Below are 23,911 nucleotides of genomic sequence, written 5' to 3'. Positions count from 1 at the left end.
CGAGGGCTTGCCGATAGCCTCGAATCTCGGCGAAGGTGCGTTCGTCGGCGGTGAGCGCTTCTTCGTAGTCCACGGCTGCGGCCGCATCGTCGGTCTCGACCACGTAGCCCTCGATGCTGTTCGATCCTCGAATGGCTCGGGCGATGAGATTGCGTCGCAGCAGGCCGGGCCAGCGCTCGGGGACGCGCATTTCGGAGGCCACCGCATCGAGGCGGCGGTAGACCCCGGCCAGCACCTCGGTATCGGCGTCGTCGAGTTCGGGTATGGAGTAGAGCACGCGTCCTCCTGTCCTGATGTCTTCAATCTGAGGACATACCTATTGGATATGTCTCTAAACCGGGGACATCAGGACATGAGGTGACCGCCTACCTACACGTTGACGCCGTAGTCGCGGGCAATGCCGGCGAGGCCGGAGGCGTAGCCCTGGCCGATGGCGCGGAATTTCCATTCGGCGCCATTGCGGTAGAGCTCGCCGAAGACCATGGCGGTTTCGGTGGAGGCGTCCTCGGTGAGGTCGAAGCGGGCCAGCTCGGCGCTGGTGACCGCGTCCACCACGCGAATGTAGGCATTGCGCACCTGTCCGAAGGACTGGCGGCGGATATCTGCCTCGTGAATCGATACCGGGAAGAAGATATTGGTGATCGTCGGGGGCATGGCTGCCAGGTCGACATTGATCACCTCGTCGTCACCGTCGCCGGCGCCGGTGAGATTGTCACCGGTGTGCTCGATGGTGCCTTCCGGCGAACGCAGGTTGTTGTAGAACACGAAGTGCGCATCCGACAGCACCCGCTGATTCGGCCCGGTGGCCATGGCGCTCGCATCCAGGTCGTAGTCCGCACCCGTGGTGGTACGGACGTCCCAGCCGAGGCAGACCGCGACCTTGGTCAAGTTCGGGGCCTGCTTGGACAGCGATACATTTCCGCCCTTGGCCAGACTGACGCTCACATCTCTCCTTCCCCGCGGTGCATTCACACCGCATCCCTTCCCGATTATGGTCGAAGTGGAGATCCGCTGCGGGCATTCATTTCGGCGCCGGGGAACACATGTCGATCACGTGTCGCAATTGTCCGAATAGGCCGCGCGGGGGCAACGCTCAGTTACGTTCCGTCGCCATGGATTTCAGCGTCGCGACCCGTTTCTCCAGATACCGCAATTCAGTGGGATCGAGCACATTGCGCTGGATCCCCGACATCACCGCGAACGCCGACTGCCGATGATCATCGATCACCTCGACCTCGATCGACACCGCCGTGTAGTCCTCCGCGCCGGGCATGGGGTCGGCCAGAATCTGCGCGCGACCCCGTGCGCACAGCGCCACATCGCCGCCGCCGAGGATCAGCAGCGCCACATCGGGGCGCTCCCGCAGCCGCGCCAGCGAGCCGCGATCGGATTTGAGGCTGAGCAGAATCCGTCGATCTCCGGCACGCACCGGCCACGAGACCGGGATGGCGTGCGGTGCGGGATCTGTGGTCACCAACACCGCGATGGTGTCCTGCGGCCATTCCGGCAGTACGCTCAGTTCGGGGTGTTCCGTCTCCGGGCCTTCCGTCGAGGGCTCCTGACGTTCCCGCGCTTCGGCTACCATCTGCGTCACCTCACGATCGGGTATCTACACAGCGGGCTGGACTGTGTTGCCCGCCAGTGTATGCCGTTGCCCCCCTGGTGCGCTGGCGTCCGCGGAGGGCCTCCAGAACGCCGGGCGCGTGATGCTCGCCGGTTACAGGTGTGAAAACACCTTTGGACCTGCGAGGTAATGGATTGACGAGAAGCGATAACGGTTGCATCATTCGTTACAGTCCCCCGTTGATTCGGGGTCATGCGAGTAGCCGGCCAATGTACGCCCGGGGCCCCAGGTCGATGGTGGCCACAGTCCGTCCGCCCCTCGGCGTCGACGAACGCAGCAGCATCGAAAAACATGACGCACCAGGCGTCCCGGCGAACGAGTGAGGTGAGTGCGTATGGGGTTCCGGCCGTACCCGAGACGACCGTGGAGTATCCCGCGCATTCTGCTGTCCGCTCCCTTCTTCTGAATGCGCCCAACAGTTTTCGCGGCACGCGCCCATACCTGGTGACAGGTCGGCAGCGCGCCGCGTAGACGCGTTGGGTCGCCGTGTTGTGAAAGTCAGTGTGAGGTGCGAGCACGAAGAGAGCGGAGACGGTGATGGTGGATTTCGGGTCGGGGCAGCAGTCGGACACGGTGGTTACGGTGGGAGGCGCGACGGTGTCGAATCTGGTCGCGTCCCATGCGGTGATCGACGATCTGCGTTATCTGCGTGGCGAGCTGACTGCGGCGGAGGTGCCGTACCTGCTGGTACGTGACTCCGATCACCGGTTGGTCCTGGCGGTCGACACCGCGCACCGGGCGGAGCTGCGGCGCGTACTGGGCGCCGCCATGGTGTCCGGATTCAAGTTCAATGAGAAGCAGCACAATGTATTCCGGCTGGGCCGGGACCTGGACACCGCCCATCACGTGGATGTCGAACTGTGGGAGTACCACGGCGACACCGTCGAGTGCCCGCGTCCGAATGCCTTGACCCGCAATGTCTTCGACCTCGCCGACGTGGAGTTCTCCACCGTGCTGCTGTACGACACCAGCTGGCCGACGCTGGAGGGCATGTTCACCCCGCACTCCACCGATGTCGGCTTCGATATCGATATCGTCTTCTCCTGGGTGGACGGCACCGATCCCGAATTCCGTGCTCGCCGTGCGGGAATGCTCGCGCAGGTCGTGGTCGGCGAGGGTGACGAGGCCGATGCCCGCATCCGCCAGATCGACGAACTGCGCTACGCGCTGCGCTCGGTGCACAAGAACGCGCCGTGGATCAGACGCATCTTCATTGCCACCGACTCGAGAGTGCCGGACTGGCTGGCCGACGATCCGCAGGTGACCGTCGTGCGGGCGATCGACCACTTCGCCGATGCGAGCGGCCTGCCGGTGTTCAATTCGCATGCGGTGGAAAGCCAGCTGCAGCACATCGAGGGGCTCGCGGAGCACTTCCTGTACTCCAATGACGACATGTTCTTCGCGCGCCCGGTGCGCCCGTCCATGTTCTTCACCCCCGCCGGGATCAGCCGCTATATCGAGGCGGGCACCCGAATCGGCCCGGGCGCCAACAATGAACGCCGCAGCGGCTTCGAGAACGCCGCCCGGATGAACCGGCAATTGCTGACCCGGCGTTTCGGGCACATCATCACCCGGCACCTGGAGCACACCCCGGTTCCGCTGCGCCGCAGTGTGCTGCACGAGATGGAGCAGGCCTTCCCGGAGGACTTCGCGCGCACCCGCACCAGCCGCTTCCGCGCGGCCACCGATATCTCGGTGACCAATTCGCTCTACCACTACTACGCGCTGCTCACCGGGCGCGCCGTCGCGCAGGAAGCGGCGAAGGTCCGCTACGTGGACACCACCATGTACACCGGCCTCGCGCTGCTCGACGGTTTGGCCAAGCGCCGCAATGTGGACTTCTTCTGCCTCAATGACGGCAGTTTCCCGGAGGTCCCGGAGGTGGAGCGGGTGCGCGCGGTATCGGAGTTCCTGGACACCTATTTCCCGCAACCCGCCCCATGGGAGAAGCCCGAGACGATCACGGACACCATCGCCGTGTTCGAATCAGGCGCTGCCTGAACTCAACTCGTCATCCCGGCGCGCTTTGGGCCGGGACACACACCGCGCCGGGACACACACCGCAGTGACAGGCCGCTGCGTCAGAGCACCGACTCCCCGTCGGATTCGGTCGCACTGTCGCGGCGCCGCATGACGTGCGGGATGCGGGCGGCCTCCGGAATCACGATCCCGGCGTCGGCGAGTCTTTTGGCCGCCTCCTCCGGGGTCGCGGGATCGCCGACCGTCGGTCCCGCACCCAGCGGCACCACCGAGTGCACGACGGTGTCCGGGTAGATGTGCACATAGTTGAAGGCCTGCGCCCCGTCCCGGCCCCGCTGCCCACCCTGCTGCACCGCCAGATCCTGGCTGTAGCAGGTGGCCGAGGCCACCGACACCGGAATCCCGGCGAAGGTCGCACTGGTGGAGAAGTGCAGGTGCCCAGCCAGAATGGTGCGCACGTCGGTGCCGTCCAGCACATCGGCGAGGCGGCGCTGATCGCGCAGCTCCACCGTCACTGCCAGATCCATCACACAGGGGATGGGCGGGTGGTGCATGGCCAGGATGGTGCCGAAGGGCGCCGGCTCGGCCAGCACGTCGCGTAGCCATTGCAGCTGCGCGTCGGTGATCTCGCCGTAGTGGTGGCCGGGCACGGTGGTGTCGAGGGCGATGATGCGCAGCCCGTCGAACATGTGCACGGCGTCCAGCGGTGCGGCGGAACCCTTTTCATTCAAGAGCTCTTCGCGCAGTACGGCCCGGCTGTCGTGATTGCCGGCCACCCAGATCAGGGGTGCGCCGATGCGCTCGGCCCAGGGCTCCGCCAGTGCCCGTAGCTTCCGGTAGGCGCCTGCCTCACCCTGATCGGTGAGGTCGCCGGTGAAGACGATGGCGGTGGGTGTGATGCGGCTGGCCTCGGCCTCGTCGAGGAGTTGGCGTAGCCGCGCTTCCGCGTCGACGTCCCCGTAGAGATCGGCGTCAGCGGCGATCAGATGGGTGTCACTGAAGTGGAACAGAACGTGGTCTGCCCTCGGGTGCTCAGCGACTCTCGCGATGTACACGGACATCCTCCCCGGATGGTGTGCCCTCAGCTTGCCGATTCCGTCCGCCAGAATAGCGAAGCCATTTCCTTCAGAGTGCCCACGGTCAGTGACGGCATGCTTGCGGGGAGGTGAGATTTACGTGTCAACTCAGTGCCCGAGGCTACCGGCCAGCACTCGGGGATGCTCCTGCTCACGCAGGTGGAGCAGGGTGAAGTAGCGGCGCAGCATCAGGGCAGCGGTGGTCGCGAGACCGGCGGTCAGACCCCACCACACGCCCGCCGCGCCGAGATGCAGGGGGAAGGCGAGCAGCAGCGCAGTGGGCAATCCCACAATCCAATACCCCACCAGCGACAGCCGGAAACCTGCCTTGGTGTCCTTGAGACCGCGCAACAGGCCCACACCGATGTTCTGGGCGGCGTCGAAGAACTGCAGCACGATGGCGATAAGCAGGAGGCTGTGCGCCAGCGAGACGGTGGCGGCATCGGTGTCGTCCAGGAACGGCCACAGCACCCAGTCCGGTGCGGCCACATAGACGATGCCGGTGAGCGCCGCGACCACCGCCGCGTAGCGCAGCGCCAGCCACGCCACCGAGCGTGCGTGTCCGAATTCGTCGCGCGCCACGGCCTTGCTCACCAGAATCGAAGCGCCGTGCGACAACCCGATCGCCACCTGGAACACGATGTAGACGATCTGGTAGACGACATTGTGCGCCGCCAGCGCCGCCGCACCGAGACTGCCCATCACCAGCGCCAGCACCGAGAACATGCCGGCCTCGGAACCGTAGGTGAGGGCGATGGGCGTACCCAGCCGCAGTTCGTCGCGCACCGTCCCCCACTGCACCGGCCACATGCGCAGCGGCAGGGTGGCGCCGAGTTTCGGATCCCGGCGCACCATGGCCCAGAAGACGCCGAAGGTGATCAGGAAGACCAGCGAGGTGGCCACGCCGACACCGGTGAGCCCGAGGTTCGGCAGGAAGGCCCAGCCGTGCATGAAGGCCAGTGCCAGCGCCACATTCAGCGCCACCGACCCGAGCGTCACCATCAGCAGGGCCTGCGGCCGCTGCATACCGACCGTGTACTGCCGCAGCACCTGAAACCACAGGCAGGGCAACAACCCCGGAGCGAGCGCGACCATCATGGGTCGTGCCTCGGCCAGCACCGAGGCATCCTGCCCGAGCCAGTGCAATGCCCAGCCGAGCCCGATCAGCAGTGCGCCGCCGAGGATTCCGGCAATGGTCGCGATCAGGAAACTGGATCGAACCACCTCCCGGACCTCGTCCGCGGCCGCGTCCCGGCCGCCGGCGCGCTTATCGGCATGACTCACCACGGTCGCGACCTGATTGCCGGTGCCGGTGATCAACCCGACGCACATGGTGCGAATCTGGTTGAACAGCACCAGCGCCAGGCCGCCCGCCGCCACCTGCCGCACCCCGAGCGTGCCCATCAGCGCGATATTCGTGGTCGACACCGCGACCTGGGCGAGCTGCGTCAAGGCGATGGGCGTGGCCAGCGATGTCAGCGCTCCCCCTCTCGGCGCTTGCCGCCCAACATCGGATTGCCGAGGGCCGTAAATCATTTGGCCGTGGCCCCGCCCGCATAAGCCGCGGCGTCGGCGTGCGCCGGCACCAGAATCGTGTGCGTCGCCTCGGCAGGCGGCGTGGCGGCCCGGGGCCGGTAGCCGCGCGCCGGCGCGTAGCGATCCAGCATTTCGGCGACCTTGACCTCGGTGGCCGGATCGAGCAGATTCCGCTCACTCATCCAGAAGTCGTCGAAGACGGTGTCGAGATACTTCTCCCCGCCGTCGCCCACAATCGTGACCACCGTGGACCCGGCCGGGAATTCGTCCATCCGATCCAGCGCCGCGAAGATCGAACCGCCCGCCGAACCACCGATCATGAGTCCGATCTTGGTGGCCAGCACCCGGGTGGCGGCGAACGCCTCCACATCGGAGACCTTCACACCCTCCTTGAGCATGCTCAGATCCTCGGCAACAGTCTTGCCTGGATCGGCGCCCTCCGGCGTCCCGGTCCCCGACTGCCAATACGGCCCGGCCGATCCGCCGAAGGCGATCGACCCCACCGGCTCGACCCCGTACAGCAGCGGCTCCAACCCCAGATCCCGCATTCGCCGTGCCGTCCCGAACAGCGAACCACCGGTCCCGACAGCGGAAATCAGCGCATCCACCCGCCCCAGATCGGCGAGCAATTCATCGGCGAGCACGTAGTACCCGAGCGGATTGGCATCATTGTTGTGCTGCTCGGTGAAGTACGTGTTCGGCTCCCGCCCCGCCTGCAGGGCCGCCGCGCATTCGTCCAGCGCCATTCGCTCGGCGAGCTTTTCCCGTGCCGAGGTGGAGAGGCTGTCGTCATCGCCCCCCGAGACGAAGATCAGCTCCGTGCCCATGGCCTTCATCGTGCGAAGTTTGTCGCGGCAGGCGTGATGGTCCACCACCGCGGTGAAGCGATACCCGCGTTCGGCGGCGATAACCGCGAGCCCCAGACCCGTATTCCCAGAAGTGGATTCGATGATGTGCCCGCCGGGGCGCAGCAATCCGCGCGCTTCCGCATCGTCGATCATGGCCTTGGCCATTCGGATTTTCGCGGCACCGGTGGGGTTCATGTTCTCGAGCTTCAGGAACAGCCGGGTGCCGGTGTCCGTGGCTGCCAGCTCGAACAGTGGGGTGCGGCCGATAAGGTCTGTCACGCGCGTCGTGACAACCGGCATGAACGTACTCCTCGCGATAGGTGGTGCGCGACAGGTGCGGTCGTGGCATTCGTCGATATAATGCGTTGCGCAACCCTATCCACCGGAGAGCGAAGATTCAATTTGAAAGGCTCAGGATTCGCGGTCCCATTTGAAATGCCAATGTCCGTCGGCGTCTTCTGTGTGGGCATCGGCCCGTAGTACGACTTTGGGTGGTATCGGCAGTTCATGGAAGGCCGATTCGTTGCTGTCCATTTGATATCCCGCCGTATTGGGGTAAATGAGCAGATCGCCTGATTCGGCGGCGCGTTGCAGCGGAATGCGGCGCCAGCTGAGCATATCGACCTCCAGGCAGGAACAGCCCCCTACGCAGGTCGGGGTGGTCGAGCCCGGGCGTGGTGGCCAGAGCGTCGGATCCGGCAGATACTCGCTTTCGAACCACTGTTCCGACAGGCTCAGGCTGGTGCCGTTGACGGTCGCGATATCGTACGGATGACCATGGGCAGTACGGGTTTTCACCCCTTGGACCCGGAAGACCGTACTCCCCGCACAGTCCAACAGGGCGCGCCCCGGCTCGATTGCGACTCCGATTCCATTGGCGCGCAGCCGATCTGCCAGATCGTGATACTCGAGTATGGCATCGAGCATCGCCGCACCGGGGGTGGGGAAGTGGTACGGGTAATACTTTTCCGGGGCCGGCGCGTGCCCGCTGTGGAACCAGCGCGGATTGACGCCTCCCCGGAAGGTATCCCACGCTGCGGCGGGAACGTAGTCGACGCCGAACCCGCCGCCGATGGAGATGGTCGTGACGGGGTGACCCAGGCTGCGAGCCTCCCGGCAGCGGGGGATCAGTGCGGCAGTCATTTCCGCTCGGGCGGTCATCTCGTAGCCCGTGAGGTGAAAGCTGAAGCCTTCCATTCGAATCGACTCGGGGTCGATCGATGTCAACGCCAGGTCGAGTTCGTTGTCGGTCAGGCCGAAGCGACTCTCCGAATGGGGCGGTAGTGCCCGCAGTACCGTGCGGGCAGGGGCGCCCGTGGCCTTCAGGCGGGCGAGCTCATCAAGGTCGTCGATCGCGATCAGCGCTCCCTGCTGCGCGGAGCGGGCCAACAGTTCATCGGATTTGGCGGGCCCGGTGACCATGAGGTCACTTCCCGCCACTCCGGCTGCGACGGCGGCGTCGAGTTCGCCGAGACTGGCGACATCCACGCCCGCATCGGCAGCTGTGCACGCGTGCACCACGGCTCGCGACTTATTGGCTTTCTTCCCGTAATAGATGGAGCCCACCACGCCCTTGCCTGTGAATACACTCTGAAAGGCTTTGATGTTGGCGGTGACTCGGGCGGGGTATATGAGATGGAACGGGCCACCGATATCTTCGGCGATGTCGCGCAATAGGTCTGAATGGCGTAGTAGTCTGACTTCCCATTCATCGCGGTATGCGGGCATGGGCGCTGCCGTGATGTCGGAAAATCTGGGAGGCACGGTCAGGGTATTCAGTGTATTTGTCAGGGTTGTCTCCTGTGGTCGATGACGCCGGTCAGTCCCACAGCGGTACCTCGGTGCCGCGACCTTCGGCGATGGCGCGGGTGGCCAGGGCGTGTGCGACCGCGACGTCGGTGAGTACCAGGCCGCTGTTGTAGACGAAAATGCGCTCGTCGTCGGTGGTTCGGCCGGCGGCGCGGTGATTGAGGATCTGCGGTAGCTCGGCATCCACGTGCCTCAGTCGGCCGTCCGGACCCGCCATATCGGTGCCGGTCAGCGTCATTTGCTCAGCGCTGGTGGCGATTACGCGATCCGCCTCGGTGAGCGTGGAGGGCGCCAGGCCGTAACCGACGAGCACCACGGTAGCGCCGGGTGCGAGATCCTTGGCCTCGATGCTGACGCGGGTCCCGGGTCCGGCCGTCGCCAGTACGACATCGGCGGTGCGGGCGGCGATGTGCGGATCGCTGACCAGCTCCAGTTCCGCATGCGGATGATGCTGCAGCAGTTGCCGATTCACCGATTCCAGGCCCTCGGGATGAGTTCCGTAAAGCATCAGCCGATTCAGCTGCGGATTGGCGGCGAGCAGATGTGGCAACGCATTGCGCCCCTGGGTTCCGGTGCCGATGAGAAGTACGCTGCGCGCCCCGGGCCGGGCCGTCTCGCGCACCAGCAGCGCCGATACCGCCGGCGTGCGCAGCGCCCCGACGCGCGCGCAATCCATCATGGCCAGCGGCATACCGGTGGCGTCGTCGTAGAGCGTGATGGTGGTGTAGTACCGCTTGGTGCTGCGGTCGTGGTGCGGGTCGAACTTGTATGAGGTCTTCATGGCGACCACCCGGCGGCGGCCGTCGCGGCCTAGCATGGCGTAGGCCACGGACCAGCCGTCCGGATGAGCGACGCTGAGCTTGCGCGGATTATCCGAATCACCCGCCGCGAAGGCGAGATACGCGTCCTCGACGGCGCGCACCACCTCGCCGGGACTGATGGGCACATCCGCTAGATCGCTGCGGCTGAGCACACGCAGCGGGGTCGGTCGGGTATTCACCTGCGGTTACCTCGGATCATGCGGAATGGCGCCACCACCCGCTGGCCGTAGCCGCTCTCGGCGGCCTCGGCCGCACCCCGGCGGCGCTGCGGCAGCCGGATGTTCACGCGCTTGAGCCAGCGGTCGGTGCCGTTGTATCGGGGGGTGAATGGCACCCGTCCGTGCACCACAACGTCATTGTCCACCAGCAGTAGTTCTCCGGGGGCCAAAGCGGCCGTGATGCAAACCCTTTCGAGCTCCGCCGCCAAATGGTCGTAGGCGGAGCGGAATTCGGGATCCGCACCGTCGCGTGGCGTGTACTCGGGATCGAAGCGCAGGGTGAGTTGTTCGCCCTCGGCGCCGAGGGTGGCGACCGGGGGTGCGGGGTCGGTCGGGAAGTCGGTGCCGTAGGAGATGTCCGGCAGGATCGGCAGCTCGCGTCGGCTGAGTCGTTCTCGTTGCGCCGCAGTCAATTCCACCCGCCGCACCGAGGAGACGGTGGTGCCGACGTCATCCGGATTGCGCAGGCAGCCGAGCATGAGCAGATTGGCGCGGAGCGGATGGAAGGCGTCCTCGGAGTGCGGGCTCAGCAGCGCGGTACTGCTCGCCCCGGACTGCTCGTGCTCGTGTCCCGGGGAGGGCACGATGTTATTGACCAGCCGTCCGCCCTGCTGCCCCTGCCAGCCGAAGGGCTCACCCGCGCAGCGCGCCAGCAGCAGCATGGTGATGTCGAGGGCGTACGAGGCGGACCGGCGTTCGGCGTCCCCGGCCCAGACTGCGGCCTGCCGCCAGTCCAGGGGCGTGTGCCCGAGTTCGTCGTCGCGCAGCGGTAGCCGGCCGACAACTGTGACGCCCGCATCGGTGGCGGGCGGGCGCATGGCCCGGTGCACGGCCTCGGGGAGTTCGAGATAGCGGGTGTCGATGTGGTGTAGCAGGTCCGGGTCGGAGAGCGTGGTGGCTATCGCTGGGCCGGGGCCGACTGTGACGGCAATCTCATCGGCCAGCGCGCGCACCGCCCGCCCTGCGGCATCCGGGAGTTCGCGTCGTTCGAGGTCCAAAGGGTGAAACGTCTTACGTTCAGAGAGAACGCTTTTCACCAAGGTGATGCCTTCCTGGCTTCAGGGGTGACATGCGGGTTTCAGCTTCCCGAGGGAAGGTATCCGGCAACGAGAAATTTGGCAAGGCTTACCTAATGGGCGTGTCGAACGATAGCTGATAAGCATCAAATGCTAGCCGGGAGGGTAACCGACGCGTATCGATCAGGGCGACTCGAGCAAGCGTCCGTTCGCGTTCGTGGAAGGAAAACCGAACTACCTGGATGATGTATGGAGTGCGTTCCAAACAGGCCGGTGTCGGCGCCACTCTGAACCGCGCCGGCCTGATGGTCACGGCGGCTGCTCTCGTGCTGCTGGCAGGTTGCGGCACAATCAATCTCACGCCTGTCCCGGACAGCATGCCGCCCGGAGTGGGTGCGCCGCTGCCGCCCATCGATCTGGATGCGCCGGGGCGCAGTGCGATTCAGCTGCACTCGTGGGCGGAGGAGCAGTCCGGCTCGCTCGGCATCGGCGTGGTTGCGTTGGAGGCGTACGGATATGCCGCCGCGCTCATGGGCCGCTCGCGCCCGGACTGTGGAATCGGGTGGACCACACTGGCCGCCATCGCCAGCGTCGAGAGCCAGCACGGCACCCACCACGGCGCGCATGTCGCCGACGACGGCAAGGTGACCCCGGCCATTCGCGGCATCGCCCTGGACGGTTCGCCCGGCGTCGCCCTCGTGCCCGATACCGACGGCGGCAAGCTCGACGGCGATTCCCAATACGACCGGGCCATGGGTCCGTTCCAATTCATTCCGGAGACCTGGAAGCGCTGGGGCCTGGACGCGAACGGCGACGGCATTGCAGATCCGGACAATATCGACGACGCATCGCTCACCGCCGCGCGCTACCTCTGCGCCAGCGGCGGCGACCTCACCGGCGCCCCCGGCTGGCAGCAGGCCCTGCTCACCTACAACCAGTCCACCTCGTACATGAGCATGGTCCGCTACCGCGCCGCCGCCTACAGCGTCGGCCGCTCTGCCTAATTGCCTCCGCTTCGCTCCGGCGGGTTCGCGGCCCCTGGTCCCGGTTCTTCCCTCCCTCCCTCCGCTCCTCCAAGGCGCAGGTCTATGGAGCCGTTCGCTCTCCCGCTCCACTCAGTCCAGAACCGGGACGGCCGCGAACCTTGCGGGTTCTTCGGGAGCCGCGGGATTCTGCGCAAGCTGGCGGGGGGATGCGTTCCAGCAGCGTGCACACGTTAGGCTCGGCGTTGCACGGGACTGCCGTGCGACCTGCCGGGTAAGCAGCCAAAGGAGTGTCGTTTCGTGGCCATCATCGAACAGGTCGGAGCTCGCGAGATCCTGGATTCGCGTGGCAACCCCACTGTCGAGGTCGAGATCGCTCTCGACGACGGCACCCTCACTCGCGCGGCCGTGCCGTCCGGCGCGTCCACCGGCGAGCACGAGGCTGTGGAGCTCCGTGACGGCGGTGACCGTTATAACGGCAAGGGTGTGCAGAAGGCCGTCGAGGCCGTTCTCGACGAGATCGCGCCGGCCGTGATCGGCCTGGACGCCGTCGAGCAGCGCACCGTCGACCAGACCCTGCTGGATCTGGACGGCACCCCGGACAAGTCGCGCCTGGGCGCGAACGCCCTGCTGGGTGTTTCGCTCGCCGTGGCGCGCGCCGCCGCCGAATCCTCGGGCCTGGAGCTGTTCCGCTACATCGGCGGACCGAACGCCCACGTGCTGCCGGTTCCCATGATGAACATCCTCAATGGTGGTGCGCACGCCGATACCGGCGTCGACGTCCAGGAGTTCATGATCGCCCCCATCGGCGCGCCCACCTTCAAGGAGGCGCTGCGCTGGGGCACCGAGGTCTACCACTCGCTGAAGTCGGTGCTCAAGGCTCAGGGCCTGTCCACCGGTCTGGGCGATGAGGGCGGCTTCGCGCCGGACGTCGCGGGCACCCGCGCCGCACTGGATCTGATCTCCATCGCCATCGACAAGGCCGGCTACAAGCTGGGCACCGATGTCGCGTTCGCGCTCGACGTCGCTGCCACCGAGTTCTACACCGCCGGTTCGGGTTACAAGTTCGAGGGCAGTGTTCGCACCTCCGCAGAGATGAACGAGTTCTACGCCGAACTGCTCAGCGCGTACCCGATCGTCTCCATCGAAGACCCGCTGGACGAGGACGACTGGGACGGCTGGGTCGCGCTGACCGATCTGATCGGCGACAAGGTGCAGCTGGTCGGCGACGACCTGTTCGTCACCAACCCGGAGCGCCTGGAAGAGGGCATCGCCAAGGGCGCCGCCAACGCACTGCTGGTGAAGGTCAACCAGATCGGCACGCTGACCGAGACCCTGGACGCGGTCGACCTGGCGCACCGCAACGGCTACAAGACGATGATGAGCCACCGGTCCGGCGAGACCGAGGACACCACCATCGCCGATCTGGCGGTCGCCGTCGGCTCCGGTCAGATCAAGACCGGCGCCCCGGCTCGCTCGGAGCGGGTTGCCAAGTACAACCAGCTGCTGCGCATCGAAGACGCGCTCGGCGACTCGGCGCGCTACGCCGGTGATGTCGCCTTCCCGCGTTTCGCGTTCGAAGGCTGAATAATCGATCCCCGAAGGTTGGGACAATCGGCTGATTTTCGAGGTGTGAGATGACGGAGCGACGGGCGCGCGGTACCAGTCCGGCAGGACGCGGTGACCGCCGCCCGTCGCGGACCGCCAAGCCTCGAACCAGTACCAAGCGGGCCGAGCCCGCCGCTTCCGCCACCGGTGCCGGCGCGCCCAAACGTGGTTCGGCCGCGAAGGCAGCCACCTCGAAGCGTGCCGCGCGGACGAAATCCGAACGGCACGAACGCCAGATCCTCGGCATGTCCACCGGCCGCGCGGTCCTGCTCGCCGCCGTGCTGTGCGGGCTCGCACTCACCCTGGCGGTACCGCTGCGCACGTTTTTCAGCCAGCGTGCGGACGCCGCCGAACTCGCCTCGCAGCATGAGCAATTGCAGGACGATGTGGCGCGCCTGCGCGATCGCCGTGCGCAGCAACAGGATCCGGCCTACATCCGGTCCGAGGCGCGCGACCGGTTGCGGCTGGTCATGCCCGGCGAGACCCCCTACATCGTGCAGATTCCCGGCATAGACCAGCCGGCCATACCGACCCAGCCCGCGAAGGCGCGGGAGCCAGATCCCTGGTACACGGAGCTGTGGCGCAGTATTTCCGCGCCGCAACCCGCCGCCGCACCCGCGGACCCGGCGCCACCACCGCCGAATCCGCCTGCCCCAGTCGAGGAAGGACAACCCAGGTGACCACATCCGAGAACTCCCGCCGCCTCCCCGGGGATCCAGGTCAGCCCAGCGAGCGGGATCTCGAGATCGTCGCCAAACAACTGGGCCGGGAGCCGCGCGGCGTACTCGCCATCGCGTACCACACCCCGGACGGGCTGCCCGCGGTCGTGAAGACCGCGCCGAAACTGCCTGACGGCACCCCCTTCCCGACCCTGTACTACCTGACCGATCCCCGGCTCACCGCCGAGGCCAGCCGGTTGGAGACCACGGGTCTCATGCGGGATATGACCGAACGGCTCACCCACGACACCGAATTGGCCGCCGGGTACCGCGCCGCGTACGAGAGCTACCTGGCCGAACGCAATGCCATCGAGGATCTCGGCACCGATTTCGCCGGTGGCGGCATGCCGGATCGGGTGAAATGCCTGCACGTGCTCATTGCGCATGCGCTGGCCAAGGGGCCGGGGGTGAACCCGCTCGGTGACGAGGCGGTGGCCGCCGCTGCCGAACACGGGTTGCGCGGCAAGGCGATTCCGGCAGACTGGCCGAAGTACCCAGCTGGTGCGGACTCGCACGAGGCGAACTCGGAGGGCATGGCATGAGTGGTCGGGGTCCGGAGGCGGCAGCCTCCTCGCAGGGCCCCACTCATGCCGGGAGGACACAGCATGAGTGAGCGGATCGCCGCCGTTGATTGCGGCACCAATTCCATTCGACTACTGATCGCCGATGCCACTCGGGACGAGACGCACACCGCGCATCTCACCGATGTGCACCGGGAAATGCGGATCGTCCGGCTCGGCCAGGGCGTGGACGCCACCGGTGCGCTGAACCCCGAGGCCATCGAGCGCACCCGGGTCGCACTGCACGACTATGTGGATCTCATGATCGAGCACGGCGTCACGCGGGTGCGGATGACCGCCACCTCCGCGACCAGGGATGCCAGCAATCGCGAGGATTTCTTCACCATGACGGGCGTCGAACTCGGCCGGGTCGTGGAGGGCTCGCAGGCCGAGGTCATTACCGGTGATGAGGAAGCACGGCTGTCCTTCGCCGGTGCGGTCGGCGAATTGTCCAGTGCGGACGGGCCTTTCGTGGTCGTCGACCTAGGCGGCGGCTCCACCGAGGTGGTGCTGGGCGACAGTGACGGCGTGCAGTCCGCGTATTCGGCCGATATCGGCTGTGTGCGGATCACCGAACGCTGCCTGCTCGGCAACCCGCCCACGCGTGAAGAGGTCGCGTCGGCGCGATTTTTCGCCTCCGAGCGTTTGGCGCAGGCCTTCGGCGTGGTGCCGGTGGAGCGGGCGCGCACCTGGGTGGGTGTGGCCGGAACCATGACCACGCTGGCCGCGGTCGCGCTCGACCTGCCCGAATACGATTCGGAGAAGGTGCATCTCACCCGCCTGCCGCTGACCGAGGTGCGCCGGGTCAGCGATCTGCTGATCGGCATGACTCATGACGAGCGGGCCGCGCTGGGTCCCATGCATCCCGGCCGGGTCGATGTGATCGGCGGCGGTGCGGTGATCGCCGAGGTGCTGGCCGATGAGCTGGCGCGGCGGGCCGGAATCTCCGAGCTGATCATCTCCGAGCACGACATTCTGGACGGCATCGCGCTCTCCATCGCCTGACGACACCCGTCGGAATTGCGGACTCGAGACGCATCGCATCCGTCCGTCTCGGGGGCGCCGAATCGCTGGATGATGTTGGGGCCCTGCTGAAGTACGGCACGCGTTCGGATTCGGCCTGATGGCCTTGCCGCGTGAGCTTCCGATTTGAAACAGGTAAACCGGGCATATCTCGTTTGGTAGCGACTCGCCGCTGGTCGGGGCGTTGAGTCGGGAAATTGCCTGGCAAACTGAAGGCCCTTGCCAACGGTGCTTTGACCTGAGCATTTGCGTCAATTTTGTGACGCAGGTCAACAGTTGAGGTTGCTGTCAGATTGCCCAATATGGGAGGGTCTGGTTCATGACAGAGGTAGCTCACCACGCGAAACCGGTTTCCGAACGGACCTTGTTCGGTCATCCCATCGGTCTCGCGAATCTGTTCGGCGTCGAGCTGTGGGAACGGTTCTCGTTCTACGGCATGGTCACAATCCTGGGCTACTACCTGTACTACTCGACCGCTGACGGCGGTCTGGGCCTGGAGAAGACCACGGCCACCGGCATTGTCGGCGCCTACGGTGGTCTCGTCTATCTCTCCACGGTGCTCGGCGGCTGGATCGCCGACCGGGTGCTGGGCTCCGAGCGCACCGTGTTCTACGGCGGCGTGGTTGTTATGGCGGGCCATATCGCGCTGGCTGTGCTGCCGGGCCTGACCGGTGTCGGTGTCGGCCTGGTGCTGGTGGCGCTGGGTTCAGGTGCGTTGAAAGCCAATGCCTCGTCGCTGCTGGGCACCCTCTACCGCAAGGACGATCCGCGCGCCGACGGCGGTTTCACCCTCTTCTATCTGGGCATCAATCTGGGCGCGTTCGCGGGCCCGCTGCTCACCGGTCTGCTGCAGGATCACGTGGGCTTCCACTACGGCTTCGGTGCGGCGGCCATCGGTATGGCGCTGGGCCTGACCCAGTACGTGGTATTCCGCCGCAATCTGGGCGACCACGGCCGGGATGTGCCGAACCCGCTGCCGCGCACCGCGATTCCGAAGTCCATTGCTGCCGTCGTGGTGTTCGGGGTGCTGGTCGCCGTGGCCGCGCTGACCGGCCTGCTGACGCTCTCGAATCTGCCGAACGCGACCACCGGTCTGATCGTGGTGGCCTCGATCGCGTACTTCACCATCATGCTGACCAGCTCGAAGGTCGAACCCACCGAGCGCACCCGGGTGCGCGCCTTCATTCCGCTGTTCATTGCGAATGCGGTGTTCTGGTCGCTGTTCCAGCAGATCTTCACCGTGCTGGCCGTGTACTCCGATGAGCGGATCGACTGGACCGTCTTCGGCTGGACCGCGCCTTCCAACTGGATCGGCTCCATGGAGCCGGTATGGATCATCGCGCTCTCGCCGCTGTTCGCGATCATGTGGACCCGACTGGGCAATCGCGCACCCAGCACCCCGCACAAGTTCGCGTTCGGCGTGCTCGGAATGGGTGCGGCCTTCATGCTTTTCGCGATCTTCTCCGGCAGTGACGGCAAGTCCGTGCCGATCCTCTTCGTCTTCGCGGTGCTCGCCGGTTTCGCCATCTCGGAACTGCTGCTCTCGCCGATCGGCCTGGCGGTCACGACCAAGCTGGCGCCCAATGCGTTCCGCGCCCAGATGATGGCCCTCTACTTCTTCTCGGTGGGCATCGGCACCTCGATGTCGGGCGTGCTCTCCAAGTTCTACGACCCCTCCCGGGAACTGGCGTACTTCGGTATCACCGGGTTGGTGGCTGTTGTGGTCGGCTTCGGTGTGCTGGCTATTGCTCCGTGGGTGACCCGCCATATGGAGGGCGTGCACTGATCCGGGCGAACAGCAGGTGCACCACCACGCCGACCCCCGCGGACATGGTCACGCCACTGCCGAGCAGCAGGCGTAGATCGGCCGGAAAGCTCTGGTAGAGACCGGGTGTGAGGATCGGCAGTAGTCCTGCCGTCAGGGCTGCTGTCGCGGTGATCAGCACACCGTCATTGCGCATATCGACGCGTTCGAACATGCCGATACCGGATGCGACGATCATGGCGAAGGCGATCGCGGCGGTACCGCCGATCACCGGGCTGGGTAGCGAGTTCACCAGTCGGCCGATCGGCGCGAAGAAGGCCGCAATCGCCAGCAGTACGCCGGTCAGCGCCGTGACGTACCGGCTGCGAACCCCGGTGAGCTGGATGAGCCCGATATTCTCGCCGCTGGTCACCATGGTCGCGCCGCCGAGCGCGCCGGACAGCAGTGAGGTCACGGCATCGCCGCGAATAGTGCGGCCCACCGTCGCCGCGGTATCGATCTTCTTGCCGACGACCTCGGCATTGAGGGTGGTCTGCCCGGCCGCCTCCGCCATCGACCCGATTCCGAATACCAGCAGCGGCACCGCCGCGAGCAGGTCGAAAGTCGGTGTGCCGAACGGGAACAGCTCGGGGGTCTGGATCAGGGCGGAACCCGATTGCAGGTGGAACTGCCCGATGGCGGCCGCCACCGCGGTGCCGAGCAGCAGGCCCAGCAGTACCGACAATCTGCGCCAGCCCGCGGGCAGGAAGCGATGCGCGAGCACCGTGGCCGCGATGGTGATCATGGCGAGCAGCACCGCGGAGATCGCCGGATGACCGTCCGGCGCGGTGATCAGGTTTCCGGCCACCTTCACCAGATTCACACCGATGACCACCACCATGCTCGCGATCACCACACCGGGCAGCCGGGTGACGAGCCTGCGCGCCACCGGAACCAGCAGGACGCCCGCGACCGCCGTGAGAATGACCGCGCCGCTCGCGGTGGCCGGATTCGACTGCTGCGCAATCTGAATGAACAGCACCACCGCCGCGCCGCCGGGCAGCATGACGAACGGCAGGCCTGCGCCGAGCCCGAATCGCCCGCCGGACTGCAGGATGGTCCCGATGCCGCTGCACAGCAGGGTCGCGCTGAGCAGGGCGCGGGCGGTGCCGTCGTCGAGATGCAGGCTGTGGCTGATCAGCAGCACCGAGGTGATGGGCGTTGCGATCATCACCACCAGATGCTGGACGGCGGCAATGAGCGCCCGCGCCGGGCGCGGGACCTCGTCCACCGGATGGACTTCGGTTTCCAGGCGTGTCATCGTGCTGCGAGCCATGGAATGTCCTGCGCCTGGTAGCGGTAGGCGCGGAAGATGGCGTTCGAGATGCCCGGAAAGACCTGCGCGGTATCGGAATCCGGGTACTCGGTGAACGAAGGCACCACGTACTCCCAGCAGATCTGCTGTGCCGCAGTAACTTCGAAGATCCGGCCGAACGCGGCCTCGGTAATCAGGGTATTGCCGTTGGGCAGTCGCTGCGCGCCGCCCATGAACGGCGTGAAGAACGCCTCGCGCGGCGAATCCTGGTACTTCCAGCCGATTTCGCCGGTGGCCGGGTCGATTTCGACGATCCGGCTGTAGGTCACCGATTCGCCGGTGCGGAAGGTGCCGTTGTCGAATACCAGAATCTTGCCGTTGTCCAGCGGTGTGGCGTGATGCTGCTGCGCGAGGGTGTTGCGATCCGCGAGGATGGTGTACTTCCCCGTGCGGCGGTCGATGGTGATGACCGCGGATACGCTGCGCAGACTCGCCACCACCGTGTGCTCGTCGAGCGGGTACACGCTATTGATGAGCGGCCAGTGTTCGCGCCAATAGTGCGGTTGCAGACCGAAATCCGCGGGCTCGAGGTGTTCGAACGCCTGCCATTCCCACAGCGGCGTCCCATCCGCCGCGACTTCCCGGATGACGTCGGTCCAGATGATGCCGTCGGCCTCGGTGCCCGGAACTCCGCCCTGGATCCGCGCCGCCGCCGCTCCGGTCTGCGGCTCGACGGCGGTGTAGAGGATGCGACCGTCGTCGTAGTGGTGCGCATCGTGATGCTGCAGGTTGTCGCGGAACTCGTTGAGCAGCACGCCATTCGGGTCGTACTTTCCCATCGACCCGCCGCTGTACTTGCGCCACATGGCGAACAGCGGCGGAATGTCCAGCGTCGCACCGCTATAGGCGAGCACGCCGCCCGGGAGTATGCGGGCGTGCCGCCCCGGCCGGTAAGGCAGCTCCCACCGGTGCGCGAGTTCACCCTCCAGATCGACCAGGTCGACCACGCCGCGCCCCGCCAGCGGCGCGTACAGCGTGTATCCGGGTGATGCGAGCTCCGGGTCGGCCCCGATCAGGCCGGTACCGCGCCGTTTGAGCGTGTTCTGTTCCATCGATCCTCCTGAATATTCAGTGATGCTGAATATTCAGTACGGTGGGTTGTGTCGGAACACTTCGAATCAGCATGATCACAATGGTGCCGCGAATCGCCGCGGCGTCGACAATGGTCCAGTCGAACGAGAGGCGGGTGCGTGGCGGAAGGTGAGGACGCGGAGACTCCGCGCCGGCAACGGCTCGGCGACGTGATCCACAACCGGCGGCTGACGGTGAAGTTGACCCTCGCCCAGTTGTCCGAGCACACAGGCCTGTCGCAATCGTTCCTGAGCCAACTGGAGAACGGCCGCACCAACGCGAGTCTGCGCTCCCTGCAACGCATCTCCGACGCCTTGGGCGCCACCGCGACCGAACTACTGGCCACCGCAGACCCCACCCCCGACGCGGTCGTGGTCCGCACCACCGACAACACCCGCCTCGAACAATCGGACCACGCCACCGACGGCACAGTCCGCTCCCTCACCCGCGGCCCCCGCAACCTCCGCGCTCTCGAATTCACCGGCGGCACCCACCACGGCGACCGCGAATTCACCCACCCCAACGACGAACTCATCTACGTAGTTACCGGCACAATCACCCTGGAAGCCCAAGGCCCCCCCACCACCCTCACCGCAGGCGACTCCTACTACTGCCCCGCCAACACCCCCCACCGCTGGTGGGCCCACACCCCCGACACCATCACCCTCCTCCTGACAGTCGCCGAAGACGCCACAATCCGCCGCTCCCCCCACAAACCCCGCTAAATCACCCCGAGGCTAATTCCACTCTTGTCCGTACTGCTCGGTACTCTGACCCAGACGCCCCCGTAGCCCAATTGGCAGAGGCAGCGGACTTAAAATCCGCCAAGTGTCGGTTCGAGTCCGACCGGGGGCACTGTAAAGGCGCAGGTAAGCGCCCTGCTGCGGTGGTGTGACAGGTCAACACGGCCTGCCGTACCACCCCCATGCCATCCCAGCGGGTTATGTACCGGCAGGTGGGCCATCTTCGTCGGCGATGCGCTGGCGAATCACGTCTACGGTTCGGTCCTTGGGGACGCGCTCGGGCCAGAATATGGCCCCGACCAGAACGCCCAGGGGAATTCCCACCGCGAGAACGAATCCCAACATAGTGCCGCTGCTCACCGGATTTCGGTGTCGGACACGGACACTGGGTCCATGTCGATTACGGGGATCGTCGCCGCGGCTATCGCGCTCATAACCTCTTCGTGGAATTCCTCAGGGCTCACCGGCCAGCCGTCGTCGCCGACGAACGACCACGAGCCATCACTGTGCTGGAGGTAGCTGCGCGGGCCGTCCTCGGGTGCGAGGGTCAGCTTGCGCGGGTCTTCGTTATCCCATCGTGCGGGTGCGTTCATGGCCCGCCCCTTCCGTCGTCCGGCTGGATAGCACCCACCGCCGGGGAAGCCGACGCGCGGATTACAACCCGGCGGCGGGGCTTGAAGAAACGGTATTGGCGCGCCGACGAGGCGAACTAGGATCTTGCGCCATATTGCGCCGAATTGTCGTGCGCCAGTTCGGAGGCGGATTGATGATGAATGGGTCCATCCACTACACAGGAGGAACCATGAAGCTCGAACGACTTGGCGGCGACAGCACGGACGGACAATCACCCACTCTCTTTCTCAGCGATCGGGGTACCTACATCGCGCAGAGCTGGCGCACCGACCGACCGGACACCATCGAAATTCCGCACCGCCTGATCCGGCACCTGAAGCCGGGAACGTGCTTTGGTGCCCTGCTGCGCGACACAGGGAACGGCACATTCCTTCTTACAGGCGAACCGGTCACGGACCCGGAAGCGTTGGAACAGATTCGGCTTCCCGGTCATGAAACAGCGGTTGAGGTGCCGATCGGCACGGAGCGGAGGCGCGATGCTGCACCTGGCGTTTGATGACCTGGCGGATGCCTTCCGCACACACCGCCGGGCGTTCCACCTGGAGGTCCGCGACGACTACAGCGGTGTAGCCGGGGAAGCGGATCGGGTACGGCGATTCCTGAACGGGGAACCGCAAGATCCGGCGGCGAGTGCACGTTGGCACGCGCTCATGCGGGAGGTTGCCGGGGTGGCCTGCGCAGTGCAGCGGGTCCGGGTTATCACCGAGCCGCACGGCGACTACACCCGATTCGCAGTGGGCACGACTGTGCCCAATCTTCAAGCAGGCGAGGATATTCGGTGGCTGCCCCGGCAGGATGCACCGCCGGATCTGCCGGACGATGATTGGTGGCTGTTCGATGATGAACTTGCTGCCTACACGGTGTTCGAGCGGGACGGCTCAGCGTTGCCGGGCTGGGCCGCTATCACTGATCCTGTGATTACCGCCTATTGTGCGCAACTTCGAGATCAGTTGTGGGGGAAGGCAATCCCGCACAACGAGTACGCGAAGTGACCAACGCAGGTGAAGCGCGCCGCGATCTGGGAGCCCGGCTCCGGGGGCTCAGGGTCGCGGCACGCTTGCGTGGGTATCAACTAGCCGAGCGCGCCGGTTGGCATGCGGCCAAGGTCTCTCGCATTGAGCACGGCGCGCAGGCTATGAGCGAGGACGACTTGGCGGCGTGGTGCCGCATCACCGAGGCTGAAGACGAGTACCCGGATCTGCTCGCTACCCTGCGCAACATCTCCGCCGCATGGATGGAATGGCGGCGCATCGTCGGCCTCGGGTACGCCGGTCACCAACGGCAGATCAGCGGCTTGGAGGACCGGAGCGAGCTGTTACGCGGCTACGACCCGCAGGTGTTCCACGGGCTGTTGCAGACGGCGAACTACGCACGAGCACTGATGGTGGCAGGCATGGAGTTCCTGAACACCCACCGCGATCTGGACGAGGCCGTAGCGGCTCGCGTGGAGCGGCAGAGCGTCCTCTACGAAGGACGGCACCGCTTCTACCTTCTAGTCGGCGAGCAGGCGCTACAGACCACTGTGGGAGACGATGCCGTCATGGTCGAGCAGTTGCGGCATGTGCTCGACCTGATGAGCCTGCCTCGCCTGGTGTTCGGCGTCGTCCCAGGTCGAGCCCAGTTCTTCCGCCGCACAACGGATTTCGTTCTGTATGACCGGCGCAAGGTGTTGGTGGAGACCATTACGGCCGAATCCACCATCACCCAGCCCCGAGAGATCGCCCTGTACGAGAAGGTGTTCAACCAGCTGTCCGAGCAAGCCGTGCATGGCGATGCCGCCCGCGCGTTGCTGACTGCGGTGTTGGAGCAGCGCGGGGCGAGCGCGTAGGTCAGCCCGCGAGCGATGGCATTCTGCGAAGAGTGCCGCGCAGCGTTAGCGATTGCTGGAAGAATGCTAGTTATGACGAGTGAGAATGAAAACGATCCCGAAATTCGGCTGTCCAGGATTGTGGGCGGCCCGGAGACCGAAGGTATCGCAGCAGTCCAGCACATCAAAGCCGACGATCTGAACGAGAGTCGCGTCGGACGCTTTCTTGGGTTCCACCATGAGGACGCAGGAGTTAACTACCAGGTGAAAATCCTGAGGGTGGCTCGGAATGAGGCCGACACGGCTCCACCTGGAACCGCGCCCGGAGTCTCGGTGTGGGTGCGCCATCCGCAAGTGTTGGACCACAAGTGTTGGACCACGCACCCTACGAGGAACGGTGGCATCTGCCGTTCGACTACGACCTGGAGTTCTACGATCTCATTGCACTGTGATCGTTAGCCTGCCGAGCGCCGACCAAACAGTGACACCACGTTAGACGGAATCGCCTCAGCCGCAATGCTTTCCGTTACAGATGGCTGCCCTGTCGCAGAGCCGAGCGCCTTGGGCGGTTCGGGGAGGTTGTTGCCTGCGCCGCCCTCCTCTTCGGGAATCCAGTCACCGTAGGTATTCAGGGTCAATGTGAAAGTGCTGTGCCCCAACCACTTTGACACCTGCATGTAGTGCGTACCGGCCATCAGCTGCATCACGGCGAAGGTA

Annotated in this window: 23 protein-coding genes, 1 tRNA gene and 1 pseudogene; 12 read left to right on the top strand and 13 right to left on the bottom strand. The window is 65.7% G+C overall.

Features of this window, described 5'->3' with window-relative positions; all coding sequences use genetic code 11:
• The 3 genes and pseudogenes from JWN03_RS18275 to JWN03_RS18265 form a co-directional block, all read right to left on the bottom strand.
• Positions 1–277, bottom strand: a pseudogene (locus JWN03_RS18275) (Fic family protein); the annotation flags it as partial.
• Positions 278–369: 92 nt separating this feature from the next.
• Positions 370–945 (bottom strand): TerD family protein, encoded by a 576-nt coding sequence (locus JWN03_RS18270; RefSeq protein WP_297616081.1) that lies wholly within the window; start codon positions 943–945, stop codon positions 370–372.
• A gap of 148 nt (positions 946–1,093) precedes the next feature.
• Positions 1,094–1,585 (bottom strand): hypothetical protein, encoded by a 492-nt coding sequence (locus JWN03_RS18265; protein ID WP_297616079.1) that lies wholly within the window; start codon positions 1,583–1,585, stop codon positions 1,094–1,096.
• Between the two features lie 576 nt (positions 1,586–2,161).
• Between JWN03_RS18265 and JWN03_RS18260 the strand changes: the two genes are divergently transcribed.
• The gene (locus tag JWN03_RS18260) at positions 2,162–3,625 is read left to right on the top strand and encodes a stealth family protein (protein ID WP_441343011.1); all 1,464 of its coding nucleotides are present in this window, start codon (positions 2,162–2,164) and stop codon (positions 3,623–3,625) included.
• Positions 3,626–3,705: 80 nt separating this feature from the next.
• Here JWN03_RS18260 and JWN03_RS18255 read toward each other — a convergent pair whose 3' ends face one another.
• The 6 genes from JWN03_RS18255 to JWN03_RS18230 all read right to left on the bottom strand — a co-directional run bounded on the left by JWN03_RS18255 (position 3,706) and on the right by JWN03_RS18230 (position 10,910).
• Positions 3,706–4,659 (bottom strand): metallophosphoesterase, encoded by a 954-nt coding sequence (locus tag JWN03_RS18255; protein WP_297616077.1) that lies wholly within the window; start codon positions 4,657–4,659, stop codon positions 3,706–3,708.
• Positions 4,660–4,788: 129 nt separating this feature from the next.
• Positions 4,789–6,216 (bottom strand): MATE family efflux transporter, encoded by a 1,428-nt coding sequence (locus JWN03_RS18250; protein WP_297616075.1) that lies wholly within the window; start codon positions 6,214–6,216, stop codon positions 4,789–4,791.
• Entirely contained in the window at positions 6,213–7,364 is a 1,152-nt protein-coding gene (locus tag JWN03_RS18245; protein WP_297616073.1) for a PLP-dependent cysteine synthase family protein, read from the bottom strand. The genes JWN03_RS18250 and JWN03_RS18245 overlap by 4 nt, the downstream gene beginning before the upstream one ends.
• Positions 7,365–7,475: 111 nt before the next feature.
• The gene (locus tag JWN03_RS18240; RefSeq protein ID WP_297616071.1) at positions 7,476–8,792 is read right to left on the bottom strand and encodes a Y4yA family PLP-dependent enzyme; all 1,317 of its coding nucleotides are present in this window, start codon (positions 8,790–8,792) and stop codon (positions 7,476–7,478) included.
• Positions 8,793–8,883: 91 nt separating this feature from the next.
• Positions 8,884–9,846: an ornithine cyclodeaminase family protein gene (locus JWN03_RS18235; protein WP_297616105.1), complete on the bottom strand. Its 963-nt coding sequence runs from the start codon at positions 9,844–9,846 to the stop codon at positions 8,884–8,886.
• 23 nt (positions 9,847–9,869) lie between these two features.
• Positions 9,870–10,910, bottom strand: coding sequence for a TauD/TfdA family dioxygenase (locus JWN03_RS18230; protein ID WP_297616069.1), 1,041 nt, complete (start codon positions 10,908–10,910; stop codon positions 9,870–9,872).
• A gap of 263 nt (positions 10,911–11,173) precedes the next feature.
• Here JWN03_RS18230 and JWN03_RS18225 point away from each other — a divergent pair, with 263 nt between their 5' ends.
• The 6 genes from JWN03_RS18225 (at position 11,174) to JWN03_RS18200 (ending at position 17,607) form a co-directional block, all read left to right on the top strand.
• Positions 11,174–11,932 carry a lytic transglycosylase domain-containing protein gene (locus tag JWN03_RS18225; protein WP_441343015.1) on the top strand — a complete coding sequence of 253 codons (759 nt, stop codon included), beginning with the start codon at positions 11,174–11,176 and terminating at the stop codon, positions 11,930–11,932.
• A 279-nt stretch (positions 11,933–12,211) separates the two neighbouring features.
• A complete protein-coding gene (eno, locus tag JWN03_RS18220; RefSeq protein ID WP_297616067.1) occupies positions 12,212–13,498 on the top strand; it encodes a phosphopyruvate hydratase in 1,287 nt (428 codons plus the stop codon).
• Positions 13,499–13,548: 50 nt separating this feature from the next.
• Positions 13,549–14,199 (top strand): FtsB family cell division protein, encoded by a 651-nt coding sequence (locus tag JWN03_RS18215; protein ID WP_297616065.1) that lies wholly within the window; start codon positions 13,549–13,551, stop codon positions 14,197–14,199.
• The gene (locus JWN03_RS18210) at positions 14,196–14,780 is read left to right on the top strand and encodes a DUF501 domain-containing protein (protein WP_297616063.1); all 585 of its coding nucleotides are present in this window, start codon (positions 14,196–14,198) and stop codon (positions 14,778–14,780) included. The genes JWN03_RS18215 and JWN03_RS18210 overlap by 4 nt, the downstream gene beginning before the upstream one ends.
• Positions 14,781–14,843: 63 nt before the next feature.
• Positions 14,844–15,803, top strand: a complete 960-nt coding sequence (locus JWN03_RS18205; RefSeq protein WP_297616061.1) for a Ppx/GppA phosphatase family protein — start codon at positions 14,844–14,846, stop codon at positions 15,801–15,803.
• A gap of 337 nt (positions 15,804–16,140) precedes the next feature.
• Positions 16,141–17,607, top strand: a complete 1,467-nt coding sequence (locus tag JWN03_RS18200; RefSeq protein ID WP_297616060.1) for a peptide MFS transporter — start codon at positions 16,141–16,143, stop codon at positions 17,605–17,607.
• On the opposite strand, the gene JWN03_RS18195 is transcribed toward JWN03_RS18200, so the two are convergent.
• Together JWN03_RS18195 and JWN03_RS18190 are read right to left on the bottom strand one after the other, a co-directional pair.
• Positions 17,564–18,901, bottom strand: a complete 1,338-nt coding sequence (locus JWN03_RS18195) for a uracil-xanthine permease family protein (protein WP_297616058.1) — start codon at positions 18,899–18,901, stop codon at positions 17,564–17,566. The genes JWN03_RS18200 and JWN03_RS18195 overlap by 44 nt on opposite strands.
• Positions 18,883–19,992: an aryl-sulfate sulfotransferase gene (locus tag JWN03_RS18190; RefSeq protein WP_297616056.1), complete on the bottom strand. Its 1,110-nt coding sequence runs from the start codon at positions 19,990–19,992 to the stop codon at positions 18,883–18,885. The genes JWN03_RS18195 and JWN03_RS18190 overlap by 19 nt, the downstream gene beginning before the upstream one ends.
• A gap of 138 nt (positions 19,993–20,130) precedes the next feature.
• Between JWN03_RS18190 and JWN03_RS18185 the strand changes: the two genes are divergently transcribed.
• Complete coding sequence (locus JWN03_RS18185) at positions 20,131–20,736, top strand: helix-turn-helix domain-containing protein (protein ID WP_297616054.1); 606 nt, start codon at positions 20,131–20,133, stop codon at positions 20,734–20,736.
• Positions 20,737–20,792: 56 nt separating this feature from the next.
• Positions 20,793–20,866: transfer RNA gene (locus JWN03_RS18180), tRNA-Leu, on the top strand.
• A gap of 244 nt (positions 20,867–21,110) precedes the next feature.
• On the opposite strand, the gene JWN03_RS18175 is transcribed toward JWN03_RS18180, so the two are convergent.
• A complete protein-coding gene (locus tag JWN03_RS18175) occupies positions 21,111–21,347 on the bottom strand; it encodes a hypothetical protein (protein ID WP_297616052.1) in 237 nt (78 codons plus the stop codon).
• Between the two features lie 209 nt (positions 21,348–21,556).
• Here JWN03_RS18175 and JWN03_RS18170 point away from each other — a divergent pair, with 209 nt between their 5' ends.
• The 3 genes from JWN03_RS18170 to JWN03_RS18160 are packed head-to-tail and all read left to right on the top strand — an operon-like array spanning position 21,557 to position 23,215.
• Positions 21,557–21,883, top strand: a complete 327-nt coding sequence (locus JWN03_RS18170; protein WP_297616051.1) for a hypothetical protein — start codon at positions 21,557–21,559, stop codon at positions 21,881–21,883.
• Positions 21,864–22,379 carry a DUF6879 family protein gene (locus JWN03_RS18165; protein WP_297616049.1) on the top strand — a complete coding sequence of 172 codons (516 nt, stop codon included), beginning with the start codon at positions 21,864–21,866 and terminating at the stop codon, positions 22,377–22,379. The genes JWN03_RS18170 and JWN03_RS18165 overlap by 20 nt, the downstream gene beginning before the upstream one ends.
• On the top strand, positions 22,376–23,215 hold the full coding sequence (locus tag JWN03_RS18160; RefSeq protein ID WP_297616047.1) for a helix-turn-helix domain-containing protein: 840 nt from the start codon (positions 22,376–22,378) through the stop codon (positions 23,213–23,215). The genes JWN03_RS18165 and JWN03_RS18160 overlap by 4 nt, the downstream gene beginning before the upstream one ends.
• 434 nt (positions 23,216–23,649) lie before the next feature.
• On the opposite strand, the gene JWN03_RS45530 is transcribed toward JWN03_RS18160, so the two are convergent.
• Entirely contained in the window at positions 23,650–23,898 is a 249-nt protein-coding gene (locus JWN03_RS45530) for a hypothetical protein (protein WP_366914442.1), read from the bottom strand.
• Positions 23,899–23,911: the final 13 nt, after the last annotated feature.

This window comes from Nocardia sp. (assembly GCF_025465275.1).
GTDB lineage: Bacteria > Actinomycetota > Actinomycetes > Mycobacteriales > Mycobacteriaceae > Nocardia.
The sequence above is the reverse complement of the archived record's forward strand: the minus strand, read 5'-3'. Positions and strand labels throughout refer to the sequence as shown.

Excerpts from the sequence above, each read along its gene's own strand:
- JWN03_RS18265 (WP_297616079.1), bottom strand. The coding sequence starts at position 1,585 with ATGGTAGCCGAAGCGCGGGAACGTCAGGAGCCCTCGACGGAAGGCCCG.
- JWN03_RS18205 (WP_297616061.1), top strand. The coding sequence starts at position 14,844 with ATGAGTGAGCGGATCGCCGCCGTTGATTGCGGCACCAATTCCATTCGA.
- JWN03_RS18190 (WP_297616056.1), bottom strand. The coding sequence starts at position 19,992 with ATGGAACAGAACACGCTCAAACGGCGCGGTACCGGCCTGATCGGGGCC.
- JWN03_RS18165 (WP_297616049.1), top strand. The coding sequence starts at position 21,864 with ATGCTGCACCTGGCGTTTGATGACCTGGCGGATGCCTTCCGCACACAC.
- JWN03_RS18260 (WP_441343011.1), top strand. The coding sequence starts at position 2,162 with ATGGTGGATTTCGGGTCGGGGCAGCAGTCGGACACGGTGGTTACGGTG.
- JWN03_RS18200 (WP_297616060.1), top strand. The coding sequence starts at position 16,141 with ATGACAGAGGTAGCTCACCACGCGAAACCGGTTTCCGAACGGACCTTG.
- JWN03_RS18175 (WP_297616052.1), bottom strand. The coding sequence starts at position 21,347 with ATGAACGCACCCGCACGATGGGATAACGAAGACCCGCGCAAGCTGACC.
- JWN03_RS18170 (WP_297616051.1), top strand. The coding sequence starts at position 21,557 with ATGAAGCTCGAACGACTTGGCGGCGACAGCACGGACGGACAATCACCC.
- JWN03_RS18195 (WP_297616058.1), bottom strand. The coding sequence starts at position 18,901 with ATGGCTCGCAGCACGATGACACGCCTGGAAACCGAAGTCCATCCGGTG.
- JWN03_RS18215 (WP_297616065.1), top strand. The coding sequence starts at position 13,549 with ATGACGGAGCGACGGGCGCGCGGTACCAGTCCGGCAGGACGCGGTGAC.
- JWN03_RS18225 (WP_441343015.1), top strand. The coding sequence starts at position 11,174 with ATGTATGGAGTGCGTTCCAAACAGGCCGGTGTCGGCGCCACTCTGAAC.
- JWN03_RS45530 (WP_366914442.1), bottom strand. The coding sequence starts at position 23,898 with ATGCAGCTGATGGCCGGTACGCACTACATGCAGGTGTCAAAGTGGTTG.
- JWN03_RS18245 (WP_297616073.1), bottom strand. The coding sequence starts at position 7,364 with ATGCCGGTTGTCACGACGCGCGTGACAGACCTTATCGGCCGCACCCCA.
- JWN03_RS18250 (WP_297616075.1), bottom strand. The coding sequence starts at position 6,216 with ATGATTTACGGCCCTCGGCAATCCGATGTTGGGCGGCAAGCGCCGAGA.
- JWN03_RS18240 (WP_297616071.1), bottom strand. The coding sequence starts at position 8,792 with ATGCCCGCATACCGCGATGAATGGGAAGTCAGACTACTACGCCATTCA.